9 protein-coding genes, 2 pseudogenes and 1 other annotated feature are annotated in these 13279 nt (G+C 61.6%); of the genes and pseudogenes, 8 read left to right on the plus strand and 3 right to left on the minus strand.

Annotation, left to right across the window (positions count from 1 at the left end):
• Positions 1 to 9: 9 nt before the first annotated feature.
• The 8 genes from CFB47_RS32490 to CFB47_RS40830 all read left to right on the plus strand — a co-directional run bounded on the left by CFB47_RS32490 (position 10) and on the right by CFB47_RS40830 (position 10092).
• Positions 10 to 1320, plus strand: a complete 1311-nt coding sequence (locus CFB47_RS32490; RefSeq protein ID WP_089463645.1) for a co-chaperone YbbN — start codon at positions 10 to 12, stop codon at positions 1318 to 1320.
• 25 nt (positions 1321 to 1345) lie between these two features.
• Positions 1346 to 2812 (plus strand): metalloprotease TldD, encoded by a 1467-nt coding sequence (gene tldD, locus CFB47_RS32495; protein ID WP_089463646.1) that lies wholly within the window; start codon positions 1346 to 1348, stop codon positions 2810 to 2812.
• Positions 2813 to 2873: 61 nt separating this feature from the next.
• Entirely contained in the window at positions 2874 to 4640 is a 1767-nt protein-coding gene (locus CFB47_RS32500) for an ABC transporter ATP-binding protein/permease (RefSeq protein ID WP_089463647.1), read from the plus strand.
• Positions 4641 to 4693: 53 nt separating this feature from the next.
• A complete protein-coding gene (locus tag CFB47_RS32505; protein WP_089463648.1) occupies positions 4694 to 6508 on the plus strand; it encodes an aminopeptidase P family protein in 1815 nt (604 codons plus the stop codon).
• A 90-nt stretch (positions 6509 to 6598) separates the two neighbouring features.
• Entirely contained in the window at positions 6599 to 7969 is a 1371-nt protein-coding gene (locus CFB47_RS32510) for a metallopeptidase TldD-related protein (protein WP_089463649.1), read from the plus strand.
• Between the two features lie 183 nt (positions 7970 to 8152).
• Positions 8153 to 8515 (plus strand): Fis family transcriptional regulator, encoded by a 363-nt coding sequence (locus tag CFB47_RS32515; protein ID WP_226205926.1) that lies wholly within the window; start codon positions 8153 to 8155, stop codon positions 8513 to 8515.
• A gap of 80 nt (positions 8516 to 8595) precedes the next feature.
• Positions 8596 to 9864, plus strand: a complete 1269-nt coding sequence (locus CFB47_RS32520; RefSeq protein WP_089463650.1) for an NHL repeat-containing protein — start codon at positions 8596 to 8598, stop codon at positions 9862 to 9864.
• A 9-nt stretch (positions 9865 to 9873) separates the two neighbouring features.
• Positions 9874 to 10092: a hypothetical protein gene (locus tag CFB47_RS40830; RefSeq protein ID WP_143060042.1), complete on the plus strand. Its 219-nt coding sequence runs from the start codon at positions 9874 to 9876 to the stop codon at positions 10090 to 10092.
• A gap of 22 nt (positions 10093 to 10114) precedes the next feature.
• On the opposite strand, the pseudogene CFB47_RS32525 reads toward CFB47_RS40830, so the two are convergent.
• From CFB47_RS32525 to CFB47_RS32535, 3 genes and pseudogenes are all read right to left on the minus strand, one after another.
• Positions 10115 to 10348, minus strand: a pseudogene (locus tag CFB47_RS32525) (transposase); the annotation flags it as partial.
• A protein-coding gene (locus tag CFB47_RS32530; protein WP_256946805.1) for an IS3 family transposase occupies positions 10329 to 11563 on the minus strand; the annotation gives its coding sequence in 2 pieces (ribosomal slippage) (positions 10329 to 11272 and positions 11272 to 11563; 1236 coding nt in all). The gene CFB47_RS32530 and the pseudogene CFB47_RS32525, both read right to left, overlap by 20 nt.
• Positions 11166 to 11282, minus strand: a sequence feature (AL1L pseudoknot). Its footprint overlaps the gene before it by 117 nt.
• Positions 11564 to 11780: 217 nt before the next feature.
• A pseudogene (locus tag CFB47_RS32535) lies at positions 11781 to 12962 on the minus strand (AAA family ATPase).
• Between the last annotated feature and the right edge of the window lie 317 nt (positions 12963 to 13279).

Raw genomic sequence — 13279 nt, forward strand, 5'->3', positions numbered from 1 at the left:
ATATGAACGATGTCAATTCTTGATACGACCGCCGCGACGCTGCTCGACGACGTGTCGGGCGAAACAGCCGTACTCGTGGATTTCTGGGCACCGTGGTGCGGACCTTGCCGCGCGCTCGCACCTCATCTGGATCGGCTTGCGAAGGACTATGCGGGGCGACTGAAGATCCTGAAGCTGAACATCGACTCCGAGCCGGACGGCGGAAAGAAGTTCGGTGTGAGGGCGATTCCGACGCTGATCTTTTATGCGAACGGCAAGGAGCACGACAGGCTGACCGGACCGTCGACCATACGGATGCGCATGACGATGGAGAAATGGTTCGCGCAATGCGGGCTGGAGACGCCGGAATCGGCCGCGAGCGAAGCCGGAAACAACGAGCCGGAGGCCGCCGCGGTCGATGCACCGGCCGTGGAATGGTGCAGCTTCGGCGGCGATGAAGCGCACAAGGATAGATGCATCAGCCGCTATCACGAGCTTTCGGATGCGCAGCGCGGCAGTGAGCGCGCCCAGGAACCCTCGACGCGGCTGGCAGGCGCCCGGGGTCAGTTCGAGGAGGTTGTCGGGGTACCACGGCAGTTCGGGGACCTCGTCGATTCGATCTGGATGTTCCTGAGCCGAGTCAAGGAGGGTGCGGAAGAAGCCGATGCGACGGCGCTGAAGATCTTCCACGCAATTCCGGTGGGCGCGAATCTCGCGCGCGCCGCGACCGACGTTCTCCATGAACTCGTTTACCACTCGCGCTGGGAGATCACGCAGTACTTCACGGGTGAAACCGAGCGCGGCATCGTGTTGCGCATCAAGGCAGCGCACGCGCGCGAGCTCGCCGGCGAGAAGATCGCGGCAAAGGAATGGGAGGCGTTGCAGCGCGCGGCCGTGATGCTGGGCGTGGGTGACGGGTCGGCCGACCTCGAGGCAAGCCAGATGCTCGAGGGCTTGGCCGGTCCCATGTCGGACTGGTCGGGCAATGGGAAACTCCACATGATCCTGAAGTACGTGAATCGGGAGCTTCGCCGCAAGGCCGATTGGCGTGACGACGAAGAGCAGAAAATCACCGCGATGATCGAACGCGCTACCGAACAGGTGCACAGCGAGATCGGAAGTGCGCCGCGCGACGACGCCGCAGCGCGGGCGGCATGGGTGTCGGCCTTCATCGAGCGCCGCGGGGCATTCATTCAACAGTGCAGGGAGCAGGACCCGGACCTCTGGAAGCGATACGACGTCGTCAGCATGGATAGCGCGCGGCAAGCCGCAATCGTCTGTACCGATGTCGCGGAATCCCTGTTGACGTGGCTGAGCGCGAACGCGCCCCGTTCCGTTTGAACCTCTTTCCTTCCTTCGATTATTCATGATCTCCGTTGATCCCTCCTTGCGCAATCTGATCGTCGCAAAGGACATTCTGCTCACGCCCTACGGCGTCGACGAGAGCCTGCTCACGCGCACGATCGCCGACATCTTCACGCATCGCGTCGACTACGCGGACCTGTACTTCCAGGCACGCCGCAGCGAAGCATGGCGCCTCGAGGAAGGCATCGTGAAATCGGGCAGCTTCAGCATCGACCAGGGCGTGGGCGTGCGCGCGGTCGCGGATGACCGCACCGCGTTCGCGTTTTCCGATGACCTCTCGCCTGCGGCGATCGCGCAAGCCGCCGCGGCCACCAAGGCGATCGCGGCGGCCGGCGGCGGCATGCAGAAAGTCACGGCGGACGCTTCGCTGAAGAGCGTGACGGGCCACGACCTGTACCTGCCGTCCGATCCGCTCGCGTCGCTCGACGCGACGGCCAAGGTCAAACTGCTCGAGCGCATCGAGCAGATGGCGCGCGGGCGCGACCCGCGCATCACGCAGGTGATGGCGGGCCTCACCGGCGAATATGACGTCGTGCTGGTCGCGCGCAGCGATGGCGCGCTCGCGGCCGACATCCGCCCGCTCGTGCGCGTGTCGGTCACCGTGATCGCCGAGCAGAACGGCCGCCGCGAGAGCGGCTCCGGCGGCGGCGGCGGCCGCTTCGACTACGGCTACTTCACCGACGACGTGCTGTCGCGCTACGTCGATGACGCGGTGCACGCGGCGCTGGTGAACCTCGACGCGCGCCCGGCGCCCGCCGGCACGATGACCGTCGTGCTCGGGGCCGGCTGGCCCGGGATTCTGTTGCACGAAGCGATCGGCCACGGCCTCGAGGGCGACTTCAACCGCAAGGGCTCGTCGGCGTTCGCCGGCCGCATCGGCGAGCGGGTTGCAGCGAAGGGCGTGACGGTGGTCGATGACGGCACGGTGCCGAACCGCCGCGGCTCGCTCAACGTCGACGACGAAGGCAACCCGACGCAGCGCACGACGCTGATCGAGGACGGCATCCTGACGGGCTACATCCAGGACACGCTGAATGCGCGCCTGATGAAGATGTCCGTCACCGGCAACGCGCGGCGCGAGTCGTACGCGGCGCTGCCAATGCCGCGCATGACCAACACGTACATGCTGAACGGCGACAAGGATCCGCAGGAAATCATCGCGTCGGTGAAGAACGGCTTGTACGCGGTCAATTTCTCCGGCGGCCAGGTCGACATCACGAACGGCAAGTTCGTGTTCTCGGCGTCCGAGGCGTACATGATCGAAAACGGCAAGATCACCTACCCGGTGAAGGGCGCGACGCTGCTCGGCAGCGGCCCGGAATCGCTGAAGTACGTGAGCATGATCGGCAATGACTTGTCGCTCGACAAGGGTGTCGGCACGTGCAGCAAGGAAGGCCAGGGCGTGCCGGTCGGCGTCGGCCAGCCCACACTGCGGCTGGACGAGGTGACGGTCGGCGGAACGCATTAAGCCAGGATCGATACGGCTCGCTTCGACGACTTTCGCGCCCGATCAATGTACGAATAAAGACATGTTCACTGCCACCACGCAAGCGGACCCGAAGGACTACAGTCTCAACGGCCGCTTCTTTCGACGTTTCATCGACATATCCCGCCCGTACTGGACGAGAGCCGGCGCATCGCGCTCATGGCTGGCGCTCGGCATCTTCATCGCGTTCTCGCTGTTCGAGATCCTGCTTGGCGGCAAGGTCTCGATCCTGACCCGGCAGATGAGTGACGCGCTGGTGGGGCGCCACGAGCTGTCTTACTGGCGCCTGTTCTTGCTCGTGACATCGATCGGCCTGGTCATCAACAACGGCATCCTCAGTCAGTTCTTCGATTTCGTCTACACCCGGCTCGCCATCCACTGGCGCGCATGGATGACGAATGACCTGATGTCCCGATATCTCGGGGCCCGGACGTACTACCGGATCGAACAGGATGGCGACGTCGACAACGTCGACCAGCGCATTCAGCAGGAAGCGGGGCCGTTCTGCAACATGGCGGCGATGTTGCCGCGCATCGCCATCTATTCGGCCGGCACGTTGGGCATCCAGGGCTTGCTGCTTCGTCAGATTTCCCCCCTCTTGTTCTATGGGGTCATTGCCTACGGCATCATTTCCGCCGTGGTGACGTGGCTGCTGTACCGGCCGCTCATTCGCCTGAATTTCGACCTGACCGTTTCAGAGGCTGAGCTTCGCTTCGGTATCCTGCATGTCAGGAGCAATGGCGAGACGGTCGCGCTTTACCGCGGTGAATCCGCCGAGGCGCGCAGCGTGGCGCGACGGCTGGACAAGGTCGTGGACATCGCGAGGGGCACGGCGCGCTACGCCTTCATCATGCGGTCGACCGAGTCGCTGGTCGGCGTCGTCTGGACGCTGTTGCCGGTCGTCATCCTCGTGCCGCTCTACTTCAGCGGCAAGATCAGTTTCGGCGTGGTGACGCAAGGAACGGCGTCGGCAACGCTGCTGCTTCAGGGCATCCAGCGCGTGACGACGTTCATGCCGATATTCGCGTCCGCCGCGCCCCATGTGGTGCGGCTTGCCCAGATCGTCGAAAAGGCCGATGCGGTGAACGCGGCCCATGCCGATCGTGCGGAAACCATCGCGTATCAGGAAGGCAACGCGATTCAACTGACGCGTCTTACGCTCCAGACGCCTGGCCGCGAGCGCACGCTGCTGCGAGGCTTGAGCCTGGCGATCGGCTGGGGCGAGCACTTGCTGATCATGGGGCAAACCGGTGTCGGCAAGAGTTCATTGCTGCGTGCCGTAGCGGGACTGTGGCGAACGGGCAGCGGAACGATCACGATGCCGCCGCCGCGGGATGTGTTGTTCCTGCCGCAACGTCCGTACATGCTGCTGGGAAGCCTGCGCGAGCAGATCCTGTACCCGGAGACGGAAAGCACGCATACGGATCAACAGCTCCAGGCCTTGCTGGAGCAGGTCAATCTGCCGGATCTCGCGCGCAGGCATGGGGGATTCAATACGGTGATCGATTGGTCGAGAGTGCTGTCGTTGGGAGAGCAGCAGCGGATCGGCTTCGCGCGCGCACTGGCTGCGCGCGCCCGTTACGTGTTTCTCGACGAGGCAACGAGCGCTGTCGACCTGGCCACCGAGCGGTCGCTGTATCGGGCACTCGCGCTGGCCGGTGCAACGTACGTCAGCGTCGGCCACCGCGATTCGCTGCTGGCGTACCACCAGAACGTGCTCCGGCTTCAGGCGGAGGGCGCGTGGCAATTGCTGACGGCGGGACAGATGCAACGAGAAACCGATCGCGTGAAGAATGAAGACGCCGCGTGACGGGCGATTCGGCAACCTGTCACGGGCGCCATTCCAAACACAAACGAACGTTCATGAATCAACCTCTACCTGACATGACGCCGGCGGCCGCTCGCATTGCGCGACTGCGCGGCGCGATGATCCGCGAGGGTACTGCCGCGTATCTCGTGCCGTCCGCCGACCCTCACCTGTCCGAGTACCTGCCCGAACGCTGGCAGGCGCACCGCTGGCTGTCCGGCTTCACGGGCTCGGTCGGCACGCTCGTCGTCACCGCGGATTTCGCGGGCCTGTGGGTCGACAGCCGCTACTGGGTGCAGGCCGAGGCCGAACTGGCCGGCACCGGTGTACAGCTGATGAAGATGACGGGCGGTCAGCAAAGCGCGCCGCATGTCGAGTGGCTCGCGCAGAACGTGGCGGCCGGTGCGACGGTCGGCGTCGACGGCGCCGTGCTCGGGGTCGCGGCGGCCCGCGCGCTGGCGGGGGCGTTGAACGCGCGCGGCATCGCGCTGCGCACCGATCTCGACCTGCTCGATGCGATCTGGCCCGATCGTCCAGGGCTGCCCGACGACGCGGTATTCGAGCACGTCGCGCCGCAGGCCGACACGAGCCGCGCGAGCAAGCTCGCCGAGGTGCGTCGCGCGATGCGCACACAGGGCGCGCAATGGCATTTCGTGTCGACGCTCGACGATCTTGCGTGGCTGTTCAACTTGCGCGGCACCGACGTCGACTTCAACCCCGTGTTCGTCGCGCACGCGATGATCGGCAGCGATCGCGCGACGTTGTTCGTCGCCGACGGCAAGATCGCGCCGGCACTGGCCACGGCGCTCGCACAGGACGGCGTCGAGGTTCGCCCGTACGATGCCGCGCGCGCCGCGCTCGCTGCACTGCCCGACGGCGTGATGCTGCTGATCGACCCGCGCCGCATGACGGTCGGCACGCTCGAGGCGGTGCCGGCCGGCGTGAAGCTGATCGAGGCCGTGAACCCGTCGACCTTGGCGAAGTCGCGCAAGTCGGCCGCCGAGATCGAGCACGTGCGCGTGACGATGGAACACGACGGCGCCGCGCTCGCCGAATTCTTCGCATGGTTCGAGCAGGCGGTGAACCGCGAGACGATCACCGAGCTGACGATCGACGAGCAGCTCACGGCCGCACGTGCACGGCGCCCCGGCTACGTATCGCCGAGTTTCGCGACGATCGCCGGCTTCAATGCGAACGGCGCGATGCCGCACTACCGCGCGACGCCCGAGTCGCACGCGACGATCGCCGGCGACGGCTTGCTGCTCGTCGATTCGGGCGGCCAGTACACGACCGGCACGACCGATATCACGCGCGTCGTGCCCGTCGGCACGATCAGCTACCTGCAGCGCCGCGATTTCACGATCGTGCTGAAGTCGATGATTGCGCTGTCGCGTGCCCGTTTTCCGCGCGGGATCCGCTCGCCGATGCTCGATGCGATCGCGCGAGCGCCGATGTGGGCGGCCGGGCTCGACTACGGTCATGGTACGGGTCACGGCGTCGGCTATTTCCTGAACGTGCATGAGGGGCCGCAGGTCATCTCGCACTCCGCGGCGGCCGAGCCGCATACGGCGATGGAGGAAGGGATGATCACGTCGATCGAGCCGGGCGTGTACCGGCCCGGCAAATGGGGCATCCGGATCGAGAACCTGGTCGTGAACCGCGAGAGCGAGCAGACGGAATTCGGCGAATTCCTCGCATTCGAGACGCTGACGCTGTGCCCGATCGACACGCGCTGCGTGCTGATCGACCTGCTGCATGACGAAGAGCGCGCGTGGCTGAACGCGTATCACGCGACGGTGCGCGAGTGCGTCGGCGGACACGTGAGCGGCGACGCGAAGGCGTGGCTGGACGCGCGCACGCAGCCTGTCTGACGAAGCCAGCCGGTTCAACACAAGAGGGAGCGTCACGTCACCGACGGTGACGTGTGACGACGCGTCGCAATCAATACGAGACAGTGGAACATGGAAGCCAACCTGAACATGCAATCGAATGAATTTCTGCATACGCAAGACGAATTCAACCAATATGCGGCTGACATCCTGGCGCACGCGAAGGCCATCGGTGCGACCAGTGCGATGACGAGGATCACGGAAGGCAGCGGCTTTTCCGTATCGGTCCGGCGTGGCGCGACCAATACCATCGAACACAAGCATAGCAAGGGCGCCAGCGTCATCGTCTATGTCGGCAACAGGCAGGGTACGGCGACCACGTCCGATTTATCCCCGGCTGCCCTGAAAGATGCGGTCGCCGCTGCCTACCATATTGCCCGCGCCACGGCCGAGGATGCGGCAACCGGGCTTGCCGACGACGACCAGCTCGAACATGCGCCGCGGGATCTCGACCTCTACCACCCGTGGCCGCTGTCGATCGACGGAGCGCTGGAAATCGCGCGCCGCGCCGAGGATGCGGCGTTTTCGGTCAGCCCGCAGATCCAGAATTCGGAAGGCGCGAGCGTCGACACGATGAACGCGCACTTCGTACTCGCCGCGTCGAACGGGTTTCAGGGCGGCTACGCGTCGTCGAATCACGCGATCTCTTGCAGACCGCTGGCGGGAAGCGGCAGCCATATGCAGGTGGAATCCTGGCACACGTCGCAGCGGCGGCCCCAGGATCTGGCGTCGCCCGAATTCGTGGGTCGTTACGCAGCCGAGCGCGCCATCGCGCGTCTGCAGCCGCGCCCCTTCGAGACCAGAAAGGTGCCCGTTCTGGTGGAGGCGCGGTTGGCGGCGGGATTGCTGATGAATTTCGTCCAGGCGGCCAGCGGCAGCGCGCTGTTCGCGAAAGCGTCTTTCCTGGTCGACAGTCTCGGGAAGGAGATCTTCGCGCCGCACATCCGTATCGACGAGGATCCGCATGTACCCGCCGCGATGGGCAGTGCGCCGTTCGATGGCGAGGGCGTGAGAACGCGGAAGCGTCGCGTGGTACATGACGGTGTGATCGAAGGCTACTTCTTGTCGTCTTACGCGGCAAGAAAGCTCGGCATGCAAACGACCGGCAACGCGCACGGCCCGCACGGTCTGTCGTTGCGCAGCACGGCAACCCTGCCGGGCGACGATCTCGACGGCATGCTCGAGCGACTCGGGACGGGGCTGCTGCTCACGTCGATGATCGGACAAGGCATCAATTTGGTGACCGGAGACTATTCGCGAGGCGCTGCCGGGTTCTGGGTCGAGAACGGCAAGATCCAGTACTCGGTGGAAGGCATTACGGTCGCCAGCACGCTGCAGCAGATGTTCAGGAACATCGTTGCGGTGGGAAGCGATACGTTCACGGCTGGCGCGTTGAAGTCAGGCTCGGTGTTGATCGAAGAAATGACCGTGGCCGGACGATGAGCGGTTTCGTCGAGATCGCGGCGGCTCGCAGGGCGTTGCATGGACGATTGCCGAATGGCCTTTCCGAGCTGCGTGGAAGGGGGAGCCTTCGTCCGGCAATTTCCTGGACGGTGATCGATGCGTGATTTCCATAGCCGAGCTCGCCAATCCAGTCTGAGGAAACGCGCTCGAAAGATCGATTGCATGCCGCTTCCCCGGCATGTCAGGGATAGTCTGGCGCTCGAATATCATCTGCAACTCGAAGCACTGAAGGCGGGCGTCGGGACGTTGACGTCGCTGCAATTGCTGACAAGGGTGGCACTGGCTGCCGAGATGCTGCGATCGTTGGGGTATGGCGCAGCGGAAACGCGGGGGTTCCATGAGTACGAGGCCGCTGCATGGAATGCGCTTCAGGCTGGGCGGGATGGTGAGATCCAGTTCGATGAGGACAGCTATCGGTTATTCGCCGAGCTGGTGACGAGCCATGATGACCAACTGGCTCGCGCTCCCGTGAGCGCGATCGAGGCCGTCGCGAATCGACTGGAGTCGGCCTGTAGCCGGGCGTGACACTGCACGGCCGTCTTTTGGAAGTTGACCATGCAGAAGACATTTTCAATAAGAAATAAATTTATATTGGGGATCTCGCGATGGCAAATATAAATCATTGGCTTTTTGCTATTTTATGTTCTTTGTTTTTGGTTGGTTGCAATGGAGATGGTCCGGCAGCTGAAAATTCCACATTGTCGACTTCAAATAAGGCAGCTACTGTATTTGCGGGATCTAAACAATATGGTTCGGTTGACAGTTCTGGAGTCGCGGCGTCATTTAATAGCCCGGTCAATTTGGCCGTCGATACAATGGGAAGTCTCTACGTCGCCGATGCCGGCAACAATAAAATCCGGAAGGTTGCGGCGAGTGGCGTTGTAACGACGGTCGCCGGATCAGGGCAACCCGGTTCGACCGATGGTGCGGGTATGGGGGCGACCTTTGACCATCCATCCGGTGTCGCCGTCGATGCAGGAGGTGCTCTGTACGTTGCGGACACAGCCAGCAATAAGATTCGGAAGATTTCTCCAGCAGGTCTCGTGACAACGCTTGCAGGATCTGGGCAATCAGGTTCGACCGATGGTCTTGGGGGGAATGCGTCGTTCAATCATCCGACGGGAATCGCTGTCGATGGAGCCGGTTCACTCTACGTAGCGGACACGGAAAACAACCTGATCCGCAAGATTACTGCAACAGGTCTTGTGACGACTCTTGCCGGATCCGGGCAAAGAGGTTCGACCGATGGTCTCAGTGGGAATGCGTTATTCAACCATCCCATGGGTATCGTCGTCGACGGAGCGGGTTCAATTTACGTGGCGGACACGGAAAACAGCCTGATCCGCAAGATTACGGCAGCAGGTCTTGTGACGACGCTTGTCGGATCTGGGCACACAGGCTCAGCCGATGGCCTCGGGCGGAATGCGTCGTTCAATCATCCCATGGGTATCGCCGCCGACGCAGCCGATATACTGTATGTAGCGGACACGGAAAGCAACCTGATCCGCAGGATTACGGCAGCAGGTCTTGTGACGACGCTTACCGAGTCTGGGCAGTCAGGCTCGACAGATGGTCTCGGAGCGAATGCTTCGTTCAATCATCCCATGGGTATTGCGATTAATTCATCTGGGATTGCCTATATTACTGAATCTGATGAAAATATAATCTACTCGGTTAATCTTGGAAGGGGGCGCGCCAAAATCAATTCCAAGAGATTTAATTCATTCCAGATTGATTGCCAGCAGGTCAAGCAAAGCTGCATAGCTCAATGCAGCGAAACAGCTTTGCCGACTCCGGATTATGGATTTGCGTTTTGGAATTGCATGACAAGCTGTATGGATGAGAAAGGATTTTTGTATGGGGTTGATTGCTAGGGGTGAACAATGATTGCCGATCTTGAAACTGCCAGAAAGATAAACGAGTTGATGCTTTCGATGGGGGCATCGTTGAATGAATCAGTATTTCTTGTTGTTGATAACTGCTCGGATGATGATGCTAAGAAATACAAGCTGATGATTGGTAATGTCATGAGTGGCTTGTACGACATACTGGCGCAAATTTATATCGATCACCCAACCCTCAAGCCAAAAGGGTTATTATAGGCATGTCGTTATACACAACGTCCTTCAATCGCCGCGCCTCGGCACTCCGGTCTAGTTCCACCTGCCGCACGACATCTGGCTTATCGAACTTCGCTCGCCAGGCATATAGGCTGTGCGTCGTAATGCCCAAACGCTGGGCCACATCTGCAACCGAATGACCACGCTCGGTGACTTGCTGGACTGCTTCGATCTTGAACTCATCTGAACCGCCCCGGGAATCATGGAGGCTGGTTGGTTTAAGTTGATGCGGGTTCAGTGGTAGCTGTTTCAAGTTGCCGATAGTCGTTTGCCTCAGCTTCGGCGGGCGGGATATAGCCGAGGGGTTCCATCAACCGATGACGATTGAACCAAGCCACCCACTGCAGCGTTGCCAGTTCAACGGATTCTCGCGTTTTCCAGGTGCGGCGATGAATCAGTTCAGCCTTGTACAGGCCGTTGATCGTTTCAGCCAGGGCGTTGTCATAGCTGTCGCCCCGGCTGCCGACCGACGGTTCGATGCCCGCTTCGGCCAGCCGTTCGCTGTAGCGAATGCTGACGTATTGGGACCCTCTATCCGAATCGTGTATCAAGGTTCCGTCGTCGCCCGGGCGCCGCGCGTAAAGCGCCTGTTCAAGTGCATCCAGGACGAAGTCCGTGGTCATCGAACTGCTGATGCGCCAGCCGACGATACGGCGAGCGAACACATCGATCACGAAAGCCATATACAGCCAGCCCTGCCACGTCGAAACGTAGGTGAAAGCCGAAACCCAGAGCGGGTTCGGCCGTGCCGCCTTGAACTGGCGATTGACCCGATCCAGCGGGCGCAGGGCTATGGCATCAGGAACAGTCGTGCGAACACGCTTGCCTCGCATCACGCCGCGCAAACCCAGTTGCTTCATCAACCGTTCGACCGTGCAGCGCGCCACCGCGATACGCTCCCGGTTCATCTGCTTCCAGACTTTATCCGCACCGTAGACTTGCATGTTGGCCTGCCACACACGCTTGATATCCGGCCGCAGACGTTCATTGCGGATTGCGCGAACAGAGCGCCGCGACGGATCACGAAGCTGCGCGGCATGGCGTCGGTAACCCGACGGGGCAATCCGCAAGACCTTGCAGATCGGCTCGACCCCGAAGGGGTCGCGATGCTGATCGATGAATGCCTTCAGGACTTGAAACGGCGGTCGAGCTCCGCCTGGGCGAAAAACGCACTCGCGACCTTGAGAATCTCGTTGGCACGACGCAACTCCTTGACTTCGCGCTCCAAGGCCTTGAGGCGCTCGAGCTCGTCTGTGGTCACGCCATCGCGCTCACCGTGGTCGACCTGGTCACGCTTGACCCACTCGTGCAGCGTCTGCGGTGTGCAGCCGATCATCGGCGCAATCGATCCGATCGCCGCCCACATCGACGGATGTTCGCTACGCTGCTCGCGTTCCAGGCGCAACGCGCGCTCTCGGACTTCCGGGGAAAACTTACTTGGCTTCTTGTTCATGGCTCCATTCTCTCAAGAGTTGGAGCCTCCACAAAATCCGGGGCGGTTCAGACAGGAGGTTTTCGCTCAGCACGCCCGCCTTGAAAGTCGCGCCGGTTTCATGAAACGATGGACTTCCCGTGATGTTTTCTAAAGCAGATCACCGGCGCGGTTCAGTTTGGCCAACATCCGAATCGGTGCAACAGATCCGACCGACGAGCGCATCGACGGGTGTCTGTTACTTGCCCGAATCCGGCCATCGCCATACGGGTCGGTCGAGCTTGTGCTGCCCGAGAACCGTCGTCTCAGAGAATGCCTTTTCCAGGGTGATCTGGCTGAACTCCGTGTCCTCTTCAAGCGCTGACGCCAGCCGTGTCGAATGGGAAACGACCCAGATTTGAGAATACGTCGCCGCCTACCGAATGAGTCGGCCCAGCGCGGGAATGAGATCGGGATGAAGGCTCGCCTCGGGTTCATTGAGGACCATCAACTCGGGCGGCCGCGCAGTCAGCAAGGCTGCACACAACAGCAGATATCGCAGCGTGCCATCGGAAAGCTCGGCAGCCTTGAGCGGGCGGAACAGGCCGTCCTGTCGAAACACGAGCGAAAACAATCCGTCCCGCTCCGTTTCAATTTCGACATGCGCGCCGGGAAAGGCATCGGACACTGCATCGTCGAGCGCCTGATGATCACCGACTTCGAGAATCGTCTGCCACGCCGCAGCGAGATCGCGCCCGTCATGATGGAGAACGGGAGTACGGGTTCCCACATGCGACCGCCGTGCCGGCGCATCGACATCAATTCGAAAATGATCGTAGAAGCGCCAGCGGCGCATCACTTCCCTGACTTCGAATACCTCCGGACTGCTCCGATCGTTGCCGATTTGCGAGAAGAGGCTCTCGTAACGGGGCAAGCTGTGTGTTACGGTATCCCAACCGTCGTCCGACCGGCGGCGCACGACATTACCGTCCCGATCAATCAGCATGTTCGAAGACCGAAGGAATGCACCACTCCAAATCGCTTCGCGCTTGAATTCGGGGTCCAGCTTGAACGCCGAAGGCGATTCGGATGATTCCTGGGCAAGACCCATGGACACCGCGTAGCCGAATGTCTTGCCGCCGAAGCCCAGCTTCAGGCGCGGCGCGGGCGTTCCTTTGGCCGGTCTTTGCAGCGGGATCTCACCACGTCGCATGGCCCCCGAGCGGTCCTCCGGCCCTGCCCATACGACCGACTGCAAGCCGCCCTCGGAGGCCAACGGCGCCACGATTCCATCCTGCGCTGTGCTGGCGAGCAACCGCAATGCACGATAAAGATTCGATTTGCCGCTGCCATTCGCTCCAGTGATCAAGTTGAGCCTCGACAACGGGATGACGAGTTCCTTGATCGAGCGGTAGTTGTTGATTGCCAGGGTCTCCAGCATGGTCGAGTGCAGTATCCGGTTTGGGTCGAATGCGGGATGGGGCATGACGCCTCGAACGCATTTGAAATTGACGGCGTGTCGCGTGCAGGCCTGAGCGAGTTGAGGCGTCTTCGGTCACAGGTGCGCTTGCAAAACAAATCGATCTCGAGGTCTCTAAATTATTTCTCTATCGCAGATCGTCGGTTGCTCTTCGCTGATGTGAGGGGAAGTTTCACGGCTGGTGACGGCCAGCGCTTCCCCGACCCGCATACGGAACAAAGGATTCGTATGACACTAAAGACGAACGAGCGAAGGATTGATTACCGTCTCTTTTTTAT

Source organism: Burkholderia sp. AU27893 (genome assembly GCF_002223205.1).
GTDB lineage: Bacteria > Pseudomonadota > Gammaproteobacteria > Burkholderiales > Burkholderiaceae > Burkholderia.

What these genes read in the sequence shown, in the direction of transcription:
- CFB47_RS32490 (WP_089463645.1), top strand. Translation starts at nt 10, where the DNA reads ATGTCAATTCTTGATACGACCGCCGCGACGCTGCTCGACGACGTGTCG.
- CFB47_RS32515 (WP_226205926.1), top strand. Translation starts at nt 8,153, where the DNA reads ATGCCGCTTCCCCGGCATGTCAGGGATAGTCTGGCGCTCGAATATCAT.
- CFB47_RS40830 (WP_143060042.1), top strand. Translation starts at nt 9,874, where the DNA reads ATGATTGCCGATCTTGAAACTGCCAGAAAGATAAACGAGTTGATGCTT.
- CFB47_RS32510 (WP_089463649.1), top strand. Translation starts at nt 6,599, where the DNA reads ATGGAAGCCAACCTGAACATGCAATCGAATGAATTTCTGCATACGCAA.
- CFB47_RS32500 (WP_089463647.1), top strand. Translation starts at nt 2,874, where the DNA reads ATGTTCACTGCCACCACGCAAGCGGACCCGAAGGACTACAGTCTCAAC.
- CFB47_RS32520 (WP_089463650.1), top strand. Translation starts at nt 8,596, where the DNA reads ATGGCAAATATAAATCATTGGCTTTTTGCTATTTTATGTTCTTTGTTT.
- CFB47_RS32505 (WP_089463648.1), top strand. Translation starts at nt 4,694, where the DNA reads ATGAATCAACCTCTACCTGACATGACGCCGGCGGCCGCTCGCATTGCG.
- tldD (WP_089463646.1), top strand. Translation starts at nt 1,346, where the DNA reads ATGATCTCCGTTGATCCCTCCTTGCGCAATCTGATCGTCGCAAAGGAC.